The organism is Pantoea sp. Fr-CA_6, assembly GCF_024520895.1.
GTDB classification, from domain to species: domain Bacteria; phylum Pseudomonadota; class Gammaproteobacteria; order Enterobacterales; family Enterobacteriaceae; genus Pantoea; species Pantoea agglomerans.
In genome coordinates this window covers 134,988-156,179 of sequence record NZ_JALNPO010000009.1, presented here as the reverse complement: position 1 = coordinate 156,179, position 21,192 = coordinate 134,988, and the positions used below count along the sequence as shown (strand labels likewise).

Below are 21,192 nucleotides of genomic sequence, written 5' to 3'. Positions count from 1 at the left end.
TCGTACATTTCACTGTCATCAAACTGTCCTATTTTCCCTCCTGCAGCAATCACAGATTCTTACTAAAACGGCCCCAAGCCTGACTTTTCTCCCCTGGAGGGAATATGACACTGATGCGTAGCACCGTAGCCCGAATCCTCGCCACCACCTTCGCCGTAAGCGCGGTATCTGCTTTTGCGGCAACCGATCTCACTGGCGCAGGCGGGACGTTCCCGGCGCCGGTTTATGCCAAGTGGGCAGCAGAATATCAAAAAGCCACCGGTAGCAAAGTTAACTACCAGGGTATCGGTTCATCTGGCGGCGTGAAACAGATTATCGCCAAAACCGTCGATTTCGGTGCGTCCGATGCGCCAATGAAAGATGAAGATCTGCAGAAAAATGGCCTGTTCCAGTTCCCTACCGTGATCGGTGGCGTAGTACTGGCGGTTAACCTGCCGGGTATCAAGTCAGGTCAGCTGACGCTGGATGGCAAAACCGTCGGTGATATCTACCTCGGCACCATCAAAAAGTGGAACGACCCGGCGATTGCTAAACTTAACCCAGGCGTGAAACTGCCAGAGACCAACATCAACGTGGTACGTCGCGCTGACGGTTCAGGCACCTCGTTCGTCTTCACCAGCTATCTGGCGAAAGTGAACCCGGACTGGAACAGCAAAATTGGTAAAGGTAACACCGTTAACTGGCCGGTCGGTCTGGGCGGTAAAGGCAACGACGGCGTCGCCGCGTTTGTTCAGCGTCTGCCGGGTTCAATCGGCTACGTGGAGTACGCCTACGCTAAACAGAACAACCTGACCTACACCAAACTGATCGATGCCGATGGTAAAGCGGTCGCCCCAAGCGAAACCAGCTTCAGTAATGCCGCGAAAGGCGCTGACTGGAGCAAATCGTTCGCGCAGGATCTGACCTTCCAGAAGGGCGCTGATGCCTGGCCAATCTCGTCAACCACCTTTATTCTGATCTACAAGGATCAGGCTAATGCGGCCAAAGGCGCTGAAGTACTGAAATTCTTCGACTGGGCTTACAAAAGCGGCAGCAAAACCGCCACAGCGCTGGATTATGCTGCGCTGCCAGAGAGCGTGACTGAACAGATTCGCGCCGCCTGGAAAGCCAACATCAAAGACAGTTCTGGTAAAGCGCTTTATCAGTAATTGACCGACCCTGACCGGACAGCAGTCCGGTCAGACTCAACGGGCGGCGTCATGCCGTCCTGATAACTTCTGAAGACTGAGACTTCTATGGCTGCAACGAAGCCGGCATTCAAAGCCCCAGGCAAACAAGGTGACAGAATTTTTGGCGCGCTGGTCAGGCTGGCTGCGCTGATTGTCCTGTTACTGATGGGCGGCATTATTGTCTCCCTGATCATCTCCTCGTGGCCCAGCATCCAGAAGTTTGGTTTCGCCTTTTTGTGGACCAAAACCTGGGATGCGCCCAACGAACAATTTGGTGCACTGGTACCGATCTACGGCACCCTTGTGACCTCCATTATTGCCCTGATTATCGCAGTACCGGTGAGTTTTGGTATTGCGCTGTTCCTGACCGAACTCGCGCCAGGCTGGCTGCGTCGCCCGCTGGGCACCGCCATTGAGCTGCTGGCGGCCATTCCCAGTATTGTTTATGGCATGTGGGGCCTGTTTGTTTTCGCGCCGCTGTTTGCCGAATACTTCCAGACACCGGTCAATGACGTGCTATCGGGCATTCCGATTGTCGGCGAGCTTTTCTCCGGCCCCGCTTTCGGTATCGGCATCCTCGCGGCGGGTGTGATTCTGGCGATCATGATCATCCCTTACATCGCCTCGGTGATGCGCGACGTTTTTGAGCAGACCCCGGTGATGATGAAAGAGTCAGCCTACGGCATCGGCTGCACCACCTGGGAAGTGATCTGGCGCATCGTACTGCCCTTTACCAAAAATGGCGTGATTGGCGGTGTGATGCTCGGACTGGGTCGTGCGCTGGGTGAAACCATGGCGGTGACTTTTATTATCGGCAACACCTACCAGCTCGACAGCCCGTCGCTGTTTATGCCGGGTAACAGCATCACCTCGGCGCTGGCCAACGAGTTCGCTGAAGCGGAATCGGGCGTGCACGTCGCCGCGCTGATGGAGCTGGGACTGATCCTGTTTGTGATTACCTTTATCGTGCTGGCGATTTCAAAGCTGATGATTATGCGGCTGGCGAAAAGTGAAGGAGCGCGCTCATGACTACAATTGAAATTCAGGCGCGCGCCGAACTGGACGCATCACGCCGTAAAATGCAGTCCTGGCGCAGCACTAAAAATAAAATTGCGCTGACGCTGTCGCTGCTGACCATGGCTTTTGGCCTGTTCTGGCTGGTGTGGATCCTGTTCACCACCGTATCGCGCGGCGTGGATGGGCTCTCCTGGTCCCTGTTCACCGAATCAACGCCACCACCCAATACCGCGGGCGGCGGGCTGGCTAACGCCCTGGCGGGTAGCGGATTACTGATTTTCTGGTCTACCTTCTTCGGCACACCGCTGGGCATCATGGCGGGTATCTATCTGGCGGAATATGGGCGCAAGTCGCCACTGGCAGAAGTGATCCGCTTTATTAACGACATTCTGCTTTCGGCACCCTCGATTGTGGTCGGCCTGTTCGTCTACACCCTTGTGGTGTCGCAGATGCAGCACTTCTCCGGCTGGGCCGGGGTGATTGCGCTGGCGCTGCTGCAGGTGCCGATTGTGATTCGTACCACCGAAAACATGATGCGACTGGTGCCAGACAGCATGCGTGAAGCGGCTTACGCGCTGGGTACGCCCAAGTGGAAGATGATCGCGTCTATCACCCTGAAAGCGTCGGTCTCCGGCATCATCACGGGTGTGCTGCTGGCGATTGCGCGCATTGCAGGTGAAACGGCACCGCTGCTGTTCACGGCGCTCTCGAACCAGTTCTGGAGCACCGACATGATGCAGCCGCTGGCGAACCTGCCGGTCACCATCTTTAAGTTCGCCATGAGCCCGTTCGCCGAATGGCAGAGCCTGGCCTGGGCAGGTGTGCTGATTATCACCCTCTGCGTGCTGGTGCTGAACATCGTGGCGCGGGTGATTTTCGCCAAAGGTAAACACGGTTAATTTCCGGCGCGGCCCTGTGCGGCGCCGTATAAGAGAGATGAATTATGAGTATCGCGACAGCATCAGCCGATAAAATTCAGGTCCGTAATCTGAACTTCTATTACGGCAAATATCATGCGCTGAAGAACATCAATCTGGATATCGCTAAGAATCAGGTGACTGCGTTTATCGGGCCATCGGGCTGTGGTAAGTCGACCCTGCTGCGGACCTTCAACAAAATGTACTCGCTCTATCCGGATCAGCGGGCTGAAGGGGACATTCTGCTGGATGGCGAAAACATTCTGGCGACTCAGCAGGATATCGCGCTGCTGCGCGCCCGGGTCGGCATGGTGTTTCAGAAGCCTACGCCGTTCCCGATGTCGATCTATGACAACATCGCCTTTGGCGTTCGCCTGTTTGAAAAGCTGTCGCGTGCCGATATGGATGCGCGCGTGCAGTGGGCGCTGACCAAAGCCGCGCTGTGGAATGAAACCAAAGACAAGCTGCATCAGAGCGGTTACAGTCTCTCCGGCGGCCAGCAGCAGCGTCTGTGCATTGCCCGCGGTATCGCGATTCGCCCGGAAGTCTTGTTGCTGGATGAGCCCTGCTCTGCGCTTGATCCTATCTCTACTGGCCGTATTGAGGAGCTGATCACCGAGCTGAAACAGGATTACACCGTGGTGATCGTGACGCACAACATGCAACAGGCTGCACGCTGCTCTGACCATACGGCTTTCATGTATCTGGGCGAACTGATTGAGTTCAGCGATACCGACACGCTGTTCACTAAACCCGCCCAGAAGCAAACCGAAGATTATATAACTGGCCGCTACGGCTGATCTGACAGGAGATCGACATGGATAATCTTAATCTGAATAAGCACATCTCCGGTCAGTTCAATGCCGAGCTGGAGCATATCCGTACCCAGGTGATGATCATGGGCGGTATGGTCGAGCAGCAGCTGACCGATGCAATTACCGCCATGCATAATCTGGATGGCGAACTGGCGCAGCGGGTGATCGACGGTGACCAGAAGGTCAATATGATGGAAGTGGAGATTGATGAAGCCTGCGTGCGCATCATCGCCAAACGTCAGCCAACCGCGATCGATTTGCGACTGGTGATGGCGATCATCAAAGCCATTTCTGAGCTGGAACGGATTGGCGACGTGGCGGAGAAGATCAGCCGCACGGCGCTGGAGAAGTTTGGTCAGCAGCATTTGCCGCTGCTGGTCAGCCTTGAGTCGCTGGGTCGTCACACCGTACAGATGCTGCATGATGTGCTGGACGCTTTTGCACGCATGGATCTCAACGAAGCGATCACTATCTACCGTGAAGATAAAAAGGTGGATAAAGAGTACGAAGGCATTGTGCGCCAGCTGATGACCTACATGATGGAAGATCCGCGCACCATTCCCAGCGTGCTGACGGCGCTGTTCTGTGCCCGCGCCATTGAGCGTATCGGTGATCGTTGCCAGAACATCTGCGAAATCATCTTCTATTTCGTCAAAGGTCAGGATTTCCGTCACGTTGGCGGCGACCGGCTCGATGAATTACTGTCGGGCGATGACGGCAGCAACAGACCTTCCTGATAAATCTTCTTCCTGCGCCTGATCGGCGCAGGGATAAGCCTTTTCAATTGGTCACATCCTGAACTCTCTCTATAATTGCGGCACTTTTCTTTATGAGGTGCGCAACGATGTCCCCTTCTCCCCAATCTAAGCCGGGCGTAACGCCGGGCAAAGCGATGCTGGCTGCGGTCAGCGGTTATGCCATGGATGGATTTGACCTGCTGATACTCGGCTTTATGCTGCCGGCTATCAGTGTTTCGCTGGCGCTCAATCCATCACAGGCGGGATCGCTGGTGACCTGGACGCTGATTGGCGCGGTTATCGGTGGCATCGTATTTGGTCATCTCAGCGACCGCTATGGTCGCATCCGCATGCTCACCGTCACGATTCTGGTCTTCTCGGTCTTTACCGGCCTGTGCGCGGTGGCGCAGGGCTACTGGGATCTGCTCGCCTGGCGAACGCTGGCGGGTGTCGGTCTGGGTGGCGAATTTGGTATCGGCATGGCGCTGATTGCCGAAGCCTGGCCGGCGGAGAAGCGCAATCGCGCATCAGCGTGGGTCGGTATAGGCTGGCAACTCGGGGTGCTGATGGCGGCCTTTATCACACCGCCGCTGCTGACTATCATCGGCTGGCGCGGCATGTTTCTGGTCGGCTTGTTGCCTGCGCTGGTCTCGTTTGCCATTCGTCGCGGCATGGGTGAACCGGAGGCGTATCAACGGCAGGTTAAACATGTGCCGTCACTCTCTTTTCCGGCGCGCCTGAAACTGCTGGTACGCGATCGCGCCACCGCCAAAGCCAGCCTGGGCATTTTTATCCTCTGTTCAGTACAGAACTTTGGTTACTACGGGCTGATGATCTGGATGCCGAGTTACCTCTCCTCCAGCTTTGGCTTCAGCCTGACGAAGTCGGGCCTCTGGACCGCGGTGACCGTGGTCGGGATGACCTTTGGCATCTGGCTGTTTGGCGTACTGGCCGACCGCTTCGCACGCTGGAAAATCTTCCTGCTCTATCAGTTTGGCGCAGTAGTGATGGTGGTGGTGTATGCTCAGCTGCGCGACCCGAACATCATGCTATTTACCGGCGCGATCATGGGGATGTTTGTTAACGGCATGATTGGCGGTTATGGCGCGCTGATTTCCGATACCTTTCCGCCGCAGGTGCGTGCCACCGCGCAAAACGTCCTGTTCAACCTTGGTCGCGGTGTGGGCGGCTTCGGCCCGGTGGTGATTGGTCTGCTGGCGAGCCAATTCTCGTTTACGGCGGCGATTACCCTGCTGGCGCTGATTTATCTGCTGGATATTGCGGCGACGCTGTTCCTGCTGCCGAAGAAACAGGGTCAGGAAGATACGCTGGGCGCGATTGGCTGATGCTACCGTGATGGTATGGCTGGGTAAGTGTCATCCCGGCCATTCCGGGTCAGTAATATGGCTCACGATCACCTGTTCTGCCTTCATTACCCCCCTGGCATTACATGGCAGGGGGATCCGTTAACAGGCGATTTAAATCCATAACAGGCAGAGCGTTCTCGCAGGTTTACTTCATCAGCGGCAGGAGCTGTTGATACAGCGTCGCAAAGGTCTCACGACGTGGCTGGTAGTGCGCTACCCGGGCCGGATCCGGCTGGTGTCGCTGCACCAGAACCGGGGTCGGCACGGTGATCTCTGCATCCAGCGCCTGCTGTGCCAGCCTGGCGGCTCCCAGCGCCGGGCCAACCTCACCGCCATGACAGTAATCCAGTGTCTGACCACTGATGTCTGCCAGCATCTGACGCCACAGTGCACTGCGTGCGCCGCCGCCGATCAACATAATGCTCTTTGGCTGAACGCCGCAGTCGTGCAGCGCGTCCATGCCCTCCGCCAGCGCAAACCCTACGCCTTCCAGCACCGCTCTCGCCAGCTCGGGACGGCTATGCTGATGGGTAAAGCCAAAGAAAGCACCCCGGGCATTCGGGTTATTGTGCGGCGTGCGCTCACCGGAAAGATAGGGCAGAAACCACAGGCCGGGCAGGTCATCGCGTGCGCGTTCAGCTTCAGCCAGCAGCTCAGGAACATCTCTGCAACCGGTCAGCGTCGCTGCCCAGTCCAGACAGGAGGCTGCGCTGAGCATCACCGACATCAGATGCCAGCGCTGGGGTAACGCATGACAGAAGCTGTGTACCGCACGCTGCGGATTGCTGAGATAGCCGTCGCTCACCACGAAGTAGACGCCCGACGTACCCAGCGACAGCATGCCCTGGCCCGGTTCGGTCATGCCGACACCAATCGCACCCGCAGCATTGTCGCCACCGCCCGCCGCCAGCGGCACGGCGTTCATCTTCCAGCGTGTGGCCAGTTCGGCATGTAAGGTGCCGGTCAGGGCATTGCCCTCATAGAGTTGCGGCATCTGATCGCGGCTGAGGTCGCAGGCGCGCAGCATCACATCGCTCCAGTCACGCCGTGCCACATCCAGCCACATTGTGCCTGCTGCATCTGACATATCAGTGGCGAAGTCGCCACTCAATCGCCAGCGCAGGTAATCTTTGGGCAACAGCACGTGAGCGATCTGACTGAATATTGCCGGTTCATATTGCTGAACCCACAGCAGCTTAGGAGCCGTGAAGCCGGGCATCATCAGGTTGCCGGTGATCGCCCGCGAATCCGGCACCTTCTGTTCCAGCTCACGGCACTGCGCCTCGCTGCGCCCATCATTCCAGAGCATGGCCGGTCGTAATACCTGATTTGCACTGTCGAGCAGCGTTGCACCATGCATCTGTCCGCTCAGCCCGATGGCCTGCACCGCGCGCAGATCCTGCTGCGCGCTCAGCGCCTGCATGGACAAATCCAGCGCCTGCCACCAGCTTTCGGGATCCTGCTCGCTCCACAATGGCTGCGGACGCGAAACCTGCAGCGGCGCTGTTTCCGTCGCCACCACGTTGCCTTGTGCATCCATCAGCACCACTTTGACGCCAGAGGTGCCTAAATCGATCCCGATAAACATGCTCTGCTCCTGAAGGGTTAGAAATCAAACAGGTAGTGATTCACCAGATTTTCCAGCTGCTCCTGACGTCCGCTCTGATGCTGCGGATTGAGCTGCTGCTGCTGAGCATGCGCCGCCAGTGCCTCCAGTGAAAACTCACCTTTCAAAATTTGCTGGCCGAACTCACCATTCCAGCCGCTGTAGCGCTGTGCCACACGCTTATCGAGTTCACCATCGCTGATCATGCGAGCGGCGACCTTCAGCGCCAGCGCCATGGTATCCATCGCGCCAATATGACCGTAGAACAGATCGTATTTATCAGTGCTCTGACGACGCACTTTGGCATCAAAGTTTAAGCCGCCAGTGGTAAAGCCGCCCGCTTTGAGAATTTCGTACATCACCAGCGCATTCTCTTCCACGCTGACCGGGAACTGATCGGTATCCCAGCCGCACTGCGGATCGCCGCGGTTGGCATCCACTGAACCAAAAATGCCCAGCGCAATGGCCGTCGCAATTTCATGATGGAAAGAGTGACCCGCCAGCGTGGCGTGGTTCGCCTCAACGTTAACCTTGATCTCTTTCTCCAGTCCGAACTGTTTCAGGAAGCCATAAACCGTCGCGACATCATAGTCATACTGATGTTTGGTCGGCTCCTGCGGTTTCGGTTCAATTAGCAGCGTTCCCTGAAAGCCAATTTTGTGTTTGTGCTCGACCACCATCTGCATAAAGCGGCCAATCTGCTCGCGCTCCTGGCGCAGATCGGTATTCAGCAGAGTTTCGTACCCTTCGCGTCCGCCCCACAACACATAGTTTTCGCCGCCCAGGGTTTTGGTCGCCTGCATGGCGCTGCAGACCTGCGTCGCTGCCCAGGCAAAAACTTCAGGATCGGGATTGGTGGCAGCCCCGGCTCCGTAGCGTGGATGGGTAAAGCAGTTGGCTGTGCCCCACAGCAGTTTCACGCCGGTCTCCTGCTGTTTCTCCAGCAGTTTATCGGTCATGGCGGCAAAATTCTCTTTGTAGCTGTGCAGCGAATCGCCTTCTGGTGAGACATCAACGTCATGGAAGCAGTACCACGGCACATTCAGCTTGTGGAAAAACTCAAAGGCCACATCCGCTTTCAGTTTTGCCAGCTGCAGCGCATCTCCGCTTTTCTGCCACGGACGATCAAAAGCGCCGACACCAAACATATCCGCGCCATTCCAGCAGAAGGTGTGCCAGTAACAGGCGGCAAAGCGCAGATGCTCCGCCATGGTCTTGCCGAGGATCACCTCATCGGGATTGTAGTGGCGGAAAGCGAGAGGATGAGTCGACTGGGTGCCTTCATAACGAACCCGATCGATCTGATCGAAATAAGCGTGCATGGTTTGCTCCTTAGCATCAGTACCCGAATGGCCTGCGTTGAAGCAATATTTGATATTGGCTGCTGCCTCAGCTCAATTACGATATTTCACTACGGGTGTCAGATAATTATTATTTGTGCGCTGGCTCGCAAAATAATGTTATTTACGGGGTGGTTTATCATTATCGCTCTCTTGTCCGAAAAAGATGAAACCTCGATCGCGCTCATAAAAAATGAAATAAACCAAAAAACGTAATAGCCGGATAAAAATCAGTAATTGCTGTAACAGGAAAATAAGGGCAACAATTCATCCGCCTGGTTTATAGGCCTGAAACGACAATAGCCTCAACCTACAGGATGATCACAATGAAGATGAAACATGCACTGCTCGCCGCCTGTGCGGCGCTGGCGCTGTTCAGCCAGACCAGCGTGGCAAAAGAAGTGAAGATCGGCATGGCGATTGACGATTTGCGACTCGAACGCTGGCAGAAAGACCGCGACATTTTCGTAAAACAGGCTGAGACGCTGGGCGCGAAGGTGTTTGTTCAGTCAGCCAACGGCAACGAAGAGACACAGATGTCGCAGATTGAAAATATGATCAATCGCGGTGTCGATGTGCTGGTGATTATTCCTTACAACGGTCAGGTATTGAGTAATGTTGTCGCTGAAGCGAAACGGGAAGGCATTAAAGTGCTGGCGTATGACCGAATGATAAATAATGCCGATATCGACTTTTATATCTCTTTCGATAATGAAAAAGTGGGCGAGCTTCAGGCCGAGAGCATTGTGAAACAGGTGCCTAAGGGCAACTATTTTTTAATGGGCGGATCGCCTGTGGATAATAACGCACGCCTGTTTCGTGCCGGACAGATGAAGGTGTTAAAACCCTATATTGATAACGGCAGCATTAAAATTGTTGGCGACCAGTGGGTCGATGCCTGGCTGCCGGAAAATGCCCTGAAAATTATGGAAAATGCCCTGACCGCCAACGGCAACCATATCGATGCGGTGGTGGCCTCTAACGATGCCACCGCAGGCGGCGCGATTCAGGCGCTGAGCGCGCAGGGGCTGGCAGGAAAAGTGGCGATCTCCGGTCAGGATGCCGATCTGGCAGCCATTAAGCGTATCAAAGCGGGCACCCAGACCATGACGGTTTACAAACCGATCACTGAGCTCGCCACCGAAGCGGCGAAAATTGCCGTCGAGCTGGGCGAGGGCAAAACACCCGCCAGCAACAGCACGCTGAACAATGGTCTGAAAGAGGTTCCGTCACGGCTGCTGAAGCCGATTCCGGTCAACAAAGACAATATTGAAAGTACCGTGGTGAAAGACGGTTTCCACAAACAGAGCGAACTCTGACTGCGCATAGCGTGAGGGAGAACAGTCGATGCTGCTGGAAATGAAAAATATCACCAAGCGTTTCGGTGCCGTGAAGGCGCTGAATGATGTCAGCCTGCAACTTGAGGCGGGCGAAGTGATGTCGCTGTGTGGTGAGAATGGCTCGGGCAAATCGACGCTGATGAAAATCCTGTGCGGACTCTATCCGCACGGTGATTTTGAAGGGCAGATTCACTTCTCTGGCGACGACATTCAGGCGCAGACCATTCGCGATACCGAGCGTAAAGGCATTGTGATTATTCATCAGGAGCTGGCGCTGGTGCGGCAACTGACGGTGATGGAGAACATTTTCCTCGGTGCCGAACTGAGCCGTTTCGGCATGGTGGATGATGAAACCATGACCCTGCGCTGCCAGCAACTGCTGGCGCGAGTCGGGCTGAACGTTTCTCCCGCCACCCGGGTCGGTGAGTTAGGCCTTGGGCAGCAGCAACTGGTGGAGATTGCCCGCGCCCTTAACAAACAGGTCCGGCTGCTGATTCTGGATGAGCCGACCTCTTCCCTGACGGAGCAGGAAACGGACGTGCTGCTCGGCATCATCCGCAATCTGCGTGAACACGGCATTGCCTGCATCTACATCTCGCACAAGCTGAATGAGGTTAAGGCGATCTCCGATACCATCTGCGTGATTCGTGACGGCCAGCATATTGCTACCCGTCCGGCAGCGGGCCTGAGCGAAGATGACATCATCACCATGATGGTGGGACGCGAGCTGACCGCGCTCTATCCCCACGCGCCGCATCAGATTGGCGACGTGATACTGAAAGTTGAAAACCTCACCGCCTGGCATCCGGTTAACCGCCACATCCGCCGCGTTAACAATGTCTCATTTACGCTCAGACGCGGTGAAATCCTCGGCATTGCCGGACTGGTAGGCGCGGGCAGGACTGAGACAGTCCAATGTCTGTTTGGCGTCTGGCCGGGGCGCTGGCAGGGCGATATCTGGATTAATGGCAAACAGGTCAACATCACCGATTGCCGCGCCGCCATTGCGCACGGCATCGCGATGGTGCCGGAAGATCGTAAAAAAGATGGCATCGTGCCGCTGATGGCGGTGGGCAAAAATATTACCCTGGCGGCGCTGGACCAGTTCAGCCACCGGCTCTCAACGCTGGATGAAGCGCAGGAGCAGCAGGCGATCAACGACGCGATCGGTCGGCTGCGGGTGAAAACCTCCTCATCAGAACTGCCGATTGGTCGTTTAAGCGGCGGCAACCAGCAGAAAGCGATTCTGGCGAAATGTCTGCTGCTCAATCCAAAAATCCTGATCCTCGATGAACCGACGCGCGGCATTGATGTGGGCGCACGTCAGGAGATCTACCTGCTGATCAATGCGCTGGTTCAGCAGGGTATCGCGGTGATTGTGATTTCCTCTGAGCTGCCGGAAGTGCTGGGCCTGAGCGATCGGGTGCTGGTGATGCATGAAGGGCAGATCAAAGCCGATTTGATTAACGATAACCTGACTCAGGAGCAGGTGATGGAAGCTGCCCTGCGGAGTGAACATTATGCTTAAAAGTGAAAGTACCCAAAGCCGCCTCTCCGGCACGCCGGGCAAACCGTCACCGGGCAGGTTCACACTGCCTAATCTGCAGGTTCTGGTGATGCTGGGCGCAATTGTGCTGATTGCATTGTTCTTTACCTGGACCACAGACGGCTCGTGGCTCAGTGCGCGTAACGTCTCCAACCTGCTGCGTCAGACCGCCATCACCGGCATTCTGGCCGTGGGTATGGTGTTCGTAATTATCTCGGCGGAGATCGACCTGTCAGTAGGTTCCATGATGGGCCTGCTGGGTGGCGCGGCGGCGATATTCGACGTCTGGCTCGGCTGGCCGTTGCCGCTGACCATCGTGGTGACGCTGGTGATGGGATTACTGCTTGGCACGTGGAATGGCTGGTGGGTGGCCTACCGTAAAGTGCCTTCGTTTATTGTGACGCTGGCGGGGATGCTGGCTTTCCGCGGTGTTCTGGTCGGGATTACCGATGGCACTACGGTTGCGCCGATCACGCCGGGCATGTCGCAGATTGGTCAGAGTTATCTGCCGGGCGGCGTCGGTTTCGGCTTTGGCGTTGCCGGTCTGGCGTTGTTTATGTTGTGGCAGTGGCGGCTGCGGCTGCGTCGTCAGCAGCTCGGACTGGCGCAGGGCGCAGCCAGCGGCACCATCGGACGTCAGGCGATCACCGCCATCCTAGTGCTGGGTGCCATCTGGTTGCTCAACGACTATCGCGGCGTGCCGACCCCGGTGTTACTGCTGGCCGTGCTGTTGCTGGCGGGCATGTTTATGGCAACCCGCACCGCGTTTGGCCGTCGTATCTACGCCATCGGCGGCAACATTGATGCTGCGCGCCTGTCTGGCATTAACGTGGCGCGTACCAAGCTGGCGGTGTTTGCCATCAACGGTGTGATGGTGGCGATTGCCGGGCTGATCCTCAGTTCACGGCTGGGCGCAGGTTCGCCGTCGGCGGGTAATATTGCGGAACTCGACGCTATCGCCGCCTGTGTCATCGGCGGCACCAGCCTGGCGGGTGGCGTGGGTTCGGTTGCGGGCGCGGTAATGGGAGCCTTTATTATGGCCTCGCTGGATAACGGCATGAGCATGATGGATGTGCCGACTTTCTGGCAGTACATCGTCAAAGGCGCGATTCTGCTGCTGGCGGTGTGGATGGATACGGCAACGCGGCGTCGGGTGTAATCGCGCGGGCGATCACATTGTGGCGCAAACAATTTTTTTGCCCCTTTCAGCCGTGTTATGCAATGCGCTGAGGATTTAAGGGAACGCGCCATCATGCATGAGAAACGCTATCGCATTACCCTGCTGTTTAACGCCAACAAAGTGTATGACCGTCAGGTTGTGGAGGGCGTCGGTGAGTATCTGCAGGCGTCGCAGACTGACTGGGATATCTTCATCGAAGAAGATTTCCGCTGCCGCATCGACAACATCCGGGAGTGGCTGGGCGATGGGGTGATCGCCGATTACGACGATCGCTCTATCGAAACCCTGCTGTCGAATGTTTCCGTGCCGATTGTCGGCGTTGGCGGCTCTTATCATCGGCAGGAGGATTATCCGCCGGTGCACTACATCGCGACTGACAACGCCGCGCTGGTGGAGAAAGCCTTTCTGCATCTGAAAGAGAAGGGCATTAACCGCTTCGCCTTTTATGGTTTACCGGTCTCCAGCGGCAAGCGCTGGGCACAGGAGCGTGAACAGGCGTTTCGCCAGCTGGTGGGACGTGAGCGCTACCAGGGCGTGGTCTATCAGGGCATGGAAACCGCGCCGGAAAACTGGCAACACGCCCAGAACCGTCTCGCCGACTGGTTGCAGACGCTGCCGCCGCAAACCGGCATTATCGCCGTCACGGATTCACGGGCGCGACACCTGCTGCAGGCGTGCGAACACCTGAAAATACCGGTGCCGGAGAAGCTTACGGTGATCGGGATTGATAATGAGGAGCTGACCCGCTATCTGTCACGCGTGGCGCTCTCGTCCGTGGCGCAGGGCTCGCGACAGATGGGCTATCAGGCGGCCAAACTGCTGCATCGGCTGCTGGATAAGCAGCCCTTACCGCTTCAGCGTATCCTGGTGCCGCCGGTGAAAGTCATCGCCCGGCGCTCTACCGACTTCCGCTCGCTGCGCGATCCGGCGGTGATTCAGGCGATGCACTACATCCGCTTCAACGCCTGTAAGGGGATCAAAGTGGAGCAGGTGCTGGATGCAGTCGGGCTGTCGCGCTCTAATCTGGAAAAACGCTTTCGGGATGAGACCGGCGACACCCTCCATGCGATGATCCACCGTGAAAAACTGGAAAAAGCGCGCGAACTGCTGGCCTCTTCATCGCTCAACATCAACGAGATCTCGCAGATGTGCGGCTATCCTTCGTTGCAGTATTTCTACTCGGTCTTCCGCAAAAGCTACGACACCACGCCAAAAGAGTATCGCCAGCATTTTGGGGAGAATGTGTTGTAGCAGGAAGCGTTCAGTCTGAGGTGGATGGATATCGGATGAATCAGGGCGGCTTGAGCCACTAGATCATCCGCTGCTCACTCTGCTCCAGCACCGCCAGCGCCAGCCCGTTGGCCGGATCGATCCGCTGCTCAGGAAAGTGCAGCAGGGTATGTGCGGCGGTAAAGGCCAGCGCGTTGCCGTGTGCGGTAGTGCGCACCGCCTTGCAGAAGACCTCACTGGCGTTCCACGGACAATCAATGATGATGGTGGCGGGATTGAGCAGCAGCATAATCTGACTCAGCGCCGCACCCAGATAGCCACCCGCCTGCGCCATCACCTCATCCACCACGCGCGGCGCACTGTCGCGGTTCTGCCAGCTCAGGCCTGGCTGACGCTGCGCCAGCTGCTGTTTAACCGCAGGCTGGCTGACCAGCGCTTCCAGGCAACCGCGGCGGCCGCAACTGCAACGCGGGCCGTCGGGCTGGACAACCAGATGTCCCGCCTCGCCCGCCGTCCAGCTGTGCCCGGTAAATACTTCGCCATGCTGTACCAGTGCGCCGCCAATTCCCTCGGAAATACGCAGATAAAAGTGACCGCTCTCCACAGATAATCCACGTAGCTGTACCGCCAGCAGCGCAGCGGCTTTGACATTATTCATAATGCGGATGGGGAGACTGACGTGCTTACTCAGCGCGCCCAGCAGGTCAACATCCTGCCATTCGAGGGGCAATGAAATATGCATCCAGCCGCGCCGGGGATCGACGATACCGGGAAAACCCAGGCCAATGCCGAGCAAATCAGGATAGCTTTTCATCAGTTCCCGGCACAGCATCGCCAGCTCAGCCAGCAGTCGGGTCGGGTTACTGGTATCGGTGCGCAGCGTCTTTTCAGCCAGCACCTGTGAAAAATAGTCGCAGACCCGCCAGTGGATAACGTTGCGTTCCACCATGATGCCTGCGCTCTTGAGCTTTTCCGGTCGCAGGGTAATCCCGATTTTAGGCCGTCCGGCGGACGCGACGCTGACCGGCCCCAGCTCCTCTATCAGACCCTGCTCCAGCAGGTCATCAATGATTAAGGAGACGGTATTTTTGCTGAGTGTCAGCGCCTCCGCCAGATCCTGACGCGACGTCACGCGCAGCTTACGCAGCTGAGTCATCACCCGTTTCTGGTTATTCAGTCGCAGTAGTGCAGGGCCTTTGCCGTTCGTTTTCATTACGGGTTCACTCAACAGAGGAGTAAGAATTGAGTGTATCAGCCCATACGTATTCCACATCCCACACTTTTGCGGGCGGTTTCACACAACCCGATCGCCTGTGGCTAAGATCGTGACCGCGATCAGATCGTGGGATTAACGCCGGGTTTTTCTGCTGCACCAACGGCCGAACGTCGGAATGATCCTGACTCAGCGCTGCCGGGTCACTGTTTAATATTCGTCGCCGCGTACCCGACTGCGATAGCTTTCCCAGTCGAAGCGCACCCACAGGCTGTTGCCAAGGCGCATACGGTCCATGACACGTTCGCCCAGCAGCGTATTCATGCCCGCATGGTCGAGGTTGGATAACATGCCGGTCGGGCGTTTCGAGGAGGATCGGCGATCGACAATCTGGTTAATAATCACTTTTTCGTAGCGCGATTCACTCTGCATACCGATCTCATCAATCACCAGCAAATCAACACTGCTGAGATCCTGAATCAGCCGCTCTTCGGTAATGCCGCTGCTGCCGCTGAAGGTGCCCTTCATGCTCGACATCAAATCAGCAACCGTCACGATCAGCACGCTTTTACCGCGCAGGATCAGGTCGTTGCCAATCGCGGCGGCCAGATGGTTTTTACCGGTGCCGGGACGGCCTGAAAAGACAAAACTGGCGATGCTGCCATCAAATTCAGCGGCATACTGACGCGCCAGTTCCAGCGCCTTGCGCTGTCCCTCATTCTCTACCCGGTAATTATCAAATGAGCAGTTCATATGCAGCTCGCGAATGCCGGAACGGCCCATTACGCGCTGCATTTTCATTGCGCGATTCTCACGCACAATCGCCTCTGATCGCAGGCGACCCTGCTCCTGATTCCACGCCAGTAGCTCTTCGCCATTGGCAAATTTAGGACGTGTGCCTGCGGGCATCATTTTTTTCAGACGGTTAAAGAGATCGTTTGGCGTTTTCATCATTCACCTCGGAAACCATCGGGAATGGTACGGTCAGGATCGGGCAACTGCGTGATATCACGCTTCGGTTGCCCGCCGTTTGCGGCACGGTTCATCTGAATGCTGCGTGCCAGTTTCTGTTGCCACTGCACATGATGGAACATCCGGCCTTCCGCCTGCCAGTAGGCCACAAAGGCCGCCAGCTCACTGGGGGTCACCGGTTCGCCCAGCGCCACACCCCAGATCGCGGCCTGGCGCGTAAAGTCGGCATCCGGCTGCCAGCCCTGATACATGGCGAACTTACCAGCCGGCGTATGGATCGCGGCGGGGGAATCGTCATACAGGCTGTCATCCAGCGCCACATCATTCGGCTGCCGGGCGGCGGCTTCCAGGGCCAGCAGCTCAGCCAGACGCTTAGGTGTGATGGCGTACATCACCGGCGCATAATTATCTAACACCGCCAGCGTGCCCTTTTCCGCCTGCTGCAGGGCAGTCAGCGGATCCTGTCGGAAGGCATCCAGGCCAATGAGCGTTGAAGTTAAGATTTTAGCTGACATGAAAAGACCTGAGGTTAACGAACACCTTGCGCCGGGAACCCGTCGCCGACGCAGAAGTGTTTATTGTACCTTTTTTAATGATGCGGATCGCTTAAAAAGCAAGAGTGCGGATCAGTGCGAGGTGACCGGAGAAGTGGCGTGACGGGCCGGTGCAGATTCGGTGGCGTGCACGCTGACGGCAGCGGCGGCCGGACGGGTCTGCCATAGATAGCGAACCGAGGCCAGCCAGCACAGGCCGTAACCCAGCAGTTCGGTACCCTCTTCGGCCATGTTTTTCACCACGCGGTTGTAATCTCCCAGCATCAGGTGCTGCCACAACGCATGAATACCAAACAGTCGTGAGAAGACCAGCACCACTAAAAAGCCGGAGGCCATCACCGGCCAGCTGCGGTGCTGCAGCAGCCTGGCCAGCGCATGCAGGGTTTTTTTCGGCGTTCGCAGCGCGACGGCCAGACAACCTGCCGTCACCGCCAGGGCGAACCAGATCCAGCTGCCATGCTGGATAGCATCAAACACAAAGTCGAGCTCACGGATCAGCATACAGCTATAGAAGCCCGCCACTAAGGTCAGCGCGCCGCGCTGAGCCGGACGGCGCTGGGCCGCAATAAAGAACAGGGCGGCAATCACCGCCAGCATGATTTCCTGGGTGGTTTCAGTAAAAGAAGTTTCGTGCAGCGCATCATTCATCCAGGCCACATCAATATAGATGGGCAATATCATCAGAGCGAGAAAGAGTGCTGCCAGTATGAAGACCGTCATTTCACGGCCAATAATTGTCAAATCGTTGCGCATAGTGTTACCAGTATAATGATTAGCGGACTCATTATATTTTAAACGCCCGATTCCCTTTCTCTTTTCATGCCCCGGTCAGAAGCTGGCGCTGAAGCCAAAGGTATAAAGTTGCTGCTCCTGGTTATTCAGCGCTTCGCTTTGTGAAAACGCGGCGAAAGCCGCCAGATTATCGTTCAGAGGCACTTGTGCACCGATGCTCAGATCGATGCCTTCGGACTGATCGGTGCCGTTCGTCGCCTCACGCCGGGGATTCTGCGGCGTGTCTGCCAGCAGATAGTGATAACTCAGCTGCGCCCAGGGCGATATCCATCCCTGCTGCGAATCGATGCGCCAGCCGACGCTGGCGCTCTGCTCACGACTCTGCTGATCGCTGTAGTCACATTGCAGACAGTTCATCTGCTGTGGATCAACGGCATACTGCGCCACCGGCCCGGTGGTAAATGACGGGGCAATGGGCAGGTCAACCCCAGCCCGATAGCGTTTTCCCAGCGGGGTGGTGCCTACGCTGCCGGTTTCACTGTGGACGGCGATGGGTGACGCGGTGGGAGAGTTGATAGCGGCTTCAAACAGGGCGCGGCTCTCATCGCTGAAGGCGAGTGGCGTCAGGGCGATCTTCTCCGCCAGAATCGTATCGTAGTCGGGCAGAAAGTCGGGATGTTGAGGCGCAGAGATGCCGCCGCGCGCAAAAGTCGGTTGCGTTAAGATTAACAGCCATACAGCACAGCAGATCCGCAGACCTTTCCAACCGCTTCTCGGCAACATCGCTTCTCCAGGCAAGGCTGAAGTTATTATCCGGCGTTTAAATTAAATTTCGGCCCGTCTCTGTTATTTAACCGGTGATCGTTTAACTATCAACCGATTAATTCTAAGATCAAGCGGACCGCTAAAATATTCTTGTTATAAAGGAACAAAGCGATGCAACGATGTGGTTGGGTAACGCAGGATCCCCTCTATCTGGCTTATCACGACAGGGAGTGGGGTGTGGCACAGAGAGACAAGCGTGCGCTGTTTGAGATGCTCTGTCTGGAAGGACAGCAGGCGGGGTTATCCTGGATAACCGTGCTGAAAAAGCGGGAAAACTATCGGGCGGCGTTTCACCAGTTTGATCCGCAGGCCATAGCGTTGATGGATGCGGCAGAGATCGACACGCTGATGCTCAACAGCGGCATTATCCGCCACGCCGGTAAAATCGCGGCGATTATCGCCAACGCTCGTGCCTATCTCCAGATGGAAGCGCAAGGCGAGGATTTCAGCCACTTCGTCTGGCAATTTGTCGATAACGCGCAAATCGTCCACCATTATCCTGACTATAGTCAGGCTCCCACCACCTCAGAGCAGGCCATTGCGCTCTCGAAGGCGCTAAAGCAGCGTGGTTTCAAATTCATCGGCCCCACAATCTGCTACTCCTTTATGCAGGCCTGCGGGCTGATAAACGATCATCAGAGCAACTGTTTTTGCCATCCTGACAATCAAAAGGCGTAATTCCCGCTAAATCAGGATTTTTCCTCACTACATTCCCGGCCACCAGGCGGCATAATCGTGCCACTTATGGGAAAGGTTTTCCCCTGTGTGTCGAATGTAAGGGAACAAAAATGCAGAAGAAATTAATCGCCATCACCTTGTTATTAAGCGGCAGTCTGGCCCTGCCAGGTTGTACCACCAATCCTTACACCGGCGAATCTCAGGCGGGTAAGTCAGGTGTGGGCGCAGGCCTGGGTGCGTTAGTGGGTGCCGGTGTCGGTGTACTCTCCTCGTCGAAGAAAGATCGCCGTAAAGGTGCGCTGATTGGTGCTGCTGGCGGAGCCGCACTGGGCGGTGGCGTGGGCTACTACATGGATGTGCAGGAAGCGAAACTGCGCGACAAGATGCGCGGAACGGGCGTCAGCGTGACCCGTAATGGCGATAACATCGTCCTGAATATGCCAAACAATGTCACCTTCGACTCCAGCAGCAGCAATCTTAAACCTGCCGGCGCGAACACCCTGACAGGTGTTTCAATGGTGCTGAAAGAGTATCCGAAAACCGCGGTAAACGTAGTGGGTTATACCGACAGCACCGGCACCCGCGCGCTGAACATGCGTCTGTCACAGCAGCGTGCTGAAAGCGTCGCCAGCGCGTTGATCGTGCAGGGTGTTGCCAGCGATCGCCTGCGCACCCAAGGTGCAGGCCCGGATAACCCGGTTGCCAGCAACAGCACCGAAGCAGGCAAAGCACAAAACCGTCGTGTTGAGATCACGCTCAGCCCGCTGGGATAAACGCGGTCGCCCCCGCCCGGGGGCGCCTTTTTTCTGTAAAGCATCGCGTTAAAAGTATCTGTAATGTTTCTGCGAATAGAGCCAACAGAGGCTTTATGGTAGCCTGATCAAAAATTGATCAATGGACGCCTTCCTATGTCTCTTAAAGCCATCGCTGCGGTTTTAGGTCTTTCCGTAACGACCATCAGCCGCGCCCTCAACGGTTATCAGGATGTCGCTCAGGAGACGCGTAAACGCATCGAAGAGGAAGCGCAGCGGCGTGGCTACCGGCCTAATGCGGCGGCCCGGCGTCTGAAAACCGGCCGTGCTAACGCGGTGGGGTTCGTCTACCCGATCGGTGCCTCTCCCCTGAATGGCAGCGACTTCAGCGACATGCTGCTGGCGCTGGAGCATCACCTTGCCCGTTATGACATTAACCTGCTGTTGCTGGCGGATAAGCAGCAGAGTCAGTCGACGCTGACACGCCTGCTGCGCAGTGGCGCCGTTGATGCCCTGATCGTCGGCCACACTACGCCAGAAGACAGTCGGCTTCATGCTCTGCTCCAGACCAATTTTCGTTTTCTGGCGCTGGGCCGCAGCGATCTGCCATCGACCTATGCGTGGTTTGATGTTGATCACCTTGCCGGTTCACAGCTGGCGGTGGGCTGGTCGCTGGCGCAGGGACGGCAGCGGATAGCCTGGCTTGGCAGCAATGAAAACAGTACGCGGGTGCGTGACCGGCGTCAGGGTTATCTGACGGCGCTGGGGGAAGTTACGCCTTACGCGATGGCGGCGGTGGCACCGTCGCGTCGCGCCGGCTATCAGCAAACCCGGGAGTGGCTGGCAGAGGGGCCAGTACCGGAAGTGATCATCACCGACTGCGCTGCGCTGGCTGAAGGCGCGGCTCTGGCGCTGCAACTGGCGGGGCGTGCAGCGGGCGAGGGTGCCATTCTGCTGGCGGGCTGGGAAGGATTGCCGCGAGATGCGATTCTCGATCATCCCATTGTCGCCATTCGCCAGGCGACGCCGCATCAGGCCGGTGAACAGGTGGCTGAAATGGTCATCCGGCTGATTGATGGCGCACCGCCGGAAACGTTACAGACCCTGTGGCAACCCTGGCTGCAATTACCGGCGTAGCGCTTTTTGCGCCGGGCTTTGCTTGTGCTAGTCTCTGCCGGGTTTCTTATTACGCAGGATATCTC

At 56.8% G+C, this 21,192-nt stretch carries 20 protein-coding genes; 13 read left to right on the top strand and 7 right to left on the bottom strand.

Going from position 1 to position 21,192, the window contains the following annotated elements:
* Positions 1-104: 104 nt before the first annotated feature.
* The 6 genes from pstS (at position 105) to NR201_RS16550 (ending at position 6,001) form a co-directional block, all read left to right on the top strand.
* Entirely contained in the window at positions 105-1,148 is a 1,044-nt protein-coding gene (pstS, locus tag NR201_RS16575; RefSeq protein WP_010258875.1) for a phosphate ABC transporter substrate-binding protein PstS, read from the top strand.
* An 87-nt stretch (positions 1,149-1,235) separates the two neighbouring features.
* Complete coding sequence (pstC, locus tag NR201_RS16570; RefSeq protein WP_022624789.1) at positions 1,236-2,198, top strand: phosphate ABC transporter permease PstC; 963 nt, start codon at positions 1,236-1,238, stop codon at positions 2,196-2,198.
* Positions 2,195-3,085: a phosphate ABC transporter permease PstA gene (gene pstA, locus NR201_RS16565; protein WP_010258878.1), complete on the top strand. Its 891-nt coding sequence runs from the start codon at positions 2,195-2,197 to the stop codon at positions 3,083-3,085. The genes pstC and pstA overlap by 4 nt, the downstream gene beginning before the upstream one ends.
* 44 nt (positions 3,086-3,129) lie before the next feature.
* Positions 3,130-3,903 (top strand): phosphate ABC transporter ATP-binding protein PstB, encoded by a 774-nt coding sequence (pstB, locus tag NR201_RS16560; RefSeq protein ID WP_010258879.1) that lies wholly within the window; start codon positions 3,130-3,132, stop codon positions 3,901-3,903.
* Positions 3,904-3,920: 17 nt separating this feature from the next.
* On the top strand, positions 3,921-4,655 hold the full coding sequence (gene phoU / locus NR201_RS16555) for a phosphate signaling complex protein PhoU (protein ID WP_010258881.1): 735 nt from the start codon (positions 3,921-3,923) through the stop codon (positions 4,653-4,655).
* 107 nt (positions 4,656-4,762) lie between these two features.
* Entirely contained in the window at positions 4,763-6,001 is a 1,239-nt protein-coding gene (locus tag NR201_RS16550; RefSeq protein WP_010258883.1) for an MFS transporter, read from the top strand.
* Positions 6,002-6,167: 166 nt separating this feature from the next.
* Here the strand turns inward: NR201_RS16550 and xylB are convergent, their stop codons facing one another.
* Both xylB and xylA read right to left on the bottom strand, forming a co-directional pair.
* Positions 6,168-7,610, bottom strand: coding sequence for a xylulokinase (gene xylB, locus NR201_RS16545; protein WP_256849980.1), 1,443 nt, complete (start codon positions 7,608-7,610; stop codon positions 6,168-6,170).
* 17 nt (positions 7,611-7,627) lie between these two features.
* Positions 7,628-8,950: a xylose isomerase gene (xylA, locus tag NR201_RS16540; RefSeq protein ID WP_010258886.1), complete on the bottom strand. Its 1,323-nt coding sequence runs from the start codon at positions 8,948-8,950 to the stop codon at positions 7,628-7,630.
* A gap of 344 nt (positions 8,951-9,294) precedes the next feature.
* Here xylA and xylF point away from each other — a divergent pair, with 344 nt between their 5' ends.
* The 4 genes from xylF (at position 9,295) to xylR (ending at position 14,285) form a co-directional block, all read left to right on the top strand.
* Entirely contained in the window at positions 9,295-10,287 is a 993-nt protein-coding gene (xylF, locus tag NR201_RS16535) for a D-xylose ABC transporter substrate-binding protein (protein WP_010258888.1), read from the top strand.
* A gap of 28 nt (positions 10,288-10,315) precedes the next feature.
* On the top strand, positions 10,316-11,836 hold the full coding sequence (locus NR201_RS16530) for a xylose ABC transporter ATP-binding protein (RefSeq protein WP_052270969.1): 1,521 nt from the start codon (positions 10,316-10,318) through the stop codon (positions 11,834-11,836).
* Positions 11,829-13,013, top strand: a complete 1,185-nt coding sequence (gene xylH, locus NR201_RS16525; RefSeq protein ID WP_033768410.1) for a xylose ABC transporter permease XylH — start codon at positions 11,829-11,831, stop codon at positions 13,011-13,013. Before NR201_RS16530 ends, xylH begins: the two co-directional genes overlap by 8 nt.
* Positions 13,014-13,106: 93 nt before the next feature.
* Positions 13,107-14,285 (top strand): D-xylose utilization transcriptional activator XylR, encoded by a 1,179-nt coding sequence (gene xylR, locus NR201_RS16520; RefSeq protein WP_010672192.1) that lies wholly within the window; start codon positions 13,107-13,109, stop codon positions 14,283-14,285.
* A 58-nt stretch (positions 14,286-14,343) separates the two neighbouring features.
* Here the strand turns inward: xylR and NR201_RS16515 are convergent, their stop codons facing one another.
* From NR201_RS16515 to NR201_RS16495, 5 genes are all read right to left on the bottom strand, one after another.
* The gene (locus NR201_RS16515; protein ID WP_022624794.1) at positions 14,344-15,477 is read right to left on the bottom strand and encodes an ROK family transcriptional regulator; all 1,134 of its coding nucleotides are present in this window, start codon (positions 15,475-15,477) and stop codon (positions 14,344-14,346) included.
* Between the two features lie 210 nt (positions 15,478-15,687).
* Positions 15,688-16,428 carry a DNA replication protein DnaC gene (dnaC, locus tag NR201_RS16510; protein ID WP_010258898.1) on the bottom strand — a complete coding sequence of 247 codons (741 nt, stop codon included), beginning with the start codon at positions 16,426-16,428 and terminating at the stop codon, positions 15,688-15,690.
* Positions 16,428-16,964, bottom strand: coding sequence for a primosomal protein DnaT (gene dnaT / locus NR201_RS16505; protein WP_033780812.1), 537 nt, complete (start codon positions 16,962-16,964; stop codon positions 16,428-16,430). Before dnaT ends, dnaC begins: the two co-directional genes overlap by 1 nt.
* Before the next feature lie 111 nt (positions 16,965-17,075).
* Complete coding sequence (locus tag NR201_RS16500; RefSeq protein WP_010671597.1) at positions 17,076-17,756, bottom strand: hypothetical protein; 681 nt, start codon at positions 17,754-17,756, stop codon at positions 17,076-17,078.
* Positions 17,757-17,831: 75 nt separating this feature from the next.
* A complete protein-coding gene (locus NR201_RS16495) occupies positions 17,832-18,518 on the bottom strand; it encodes an autotransporter (protein ID WP_010258902.1) in 687 nt (228 codons plus the stop codon).
* A gap of 153 nt (positions 18,519-18,671) precedes the next feature.
* On the opposite strand from NR201_RS16495, the gene NR201_RS16490 reads away from it, so the two are divergent.
* The 3 genes from NR201_RS16490 to NR201_RS16480 all read left to right on the top strand — a co-directional run bounded on the left by NR201_RS16490 (position 18,672) and on the right by NR201_RS16480 (position 21,127).
* Positions 18,672-19,238, top strand: a complete 567-nt coding sequence (locus NR201_RS16490; protein WP_033785863.1) for a DNA-3-methyladenine glycosylase I — start codon at positions 18,672-18,674, stop codon at positions 19,236-19,238.
* Positions 19,239-19,348: 110 nt separating this feature from the next.
* Positions 19,349-20,011: an OmpA family lipoprotein gene (locus NR201_RS16485; RefSeq protein ID WP_010258904.1), complete on the top strand. Its 663-nt coding sequence runs from the start codon at positions 19,349-19,351 to the stop codon at positions 20,009-20,011.
* 135 nt (positions 20,012-20,146) lie between these two features.
* Positions 20,147-21,127 (top strand): LacI family DNA-binding transcriptional regulator, encoded by a 981-nt coding sequence (locus tag NR201_RS16480; RefSeq protein WP_256849979.1) that lies wholly within the window; start codon positions 20,147-20,149, stop codon positions 21,125-21,127.
* Positions 21,128-21,192 lie beyond the last annotated feature (65 nt).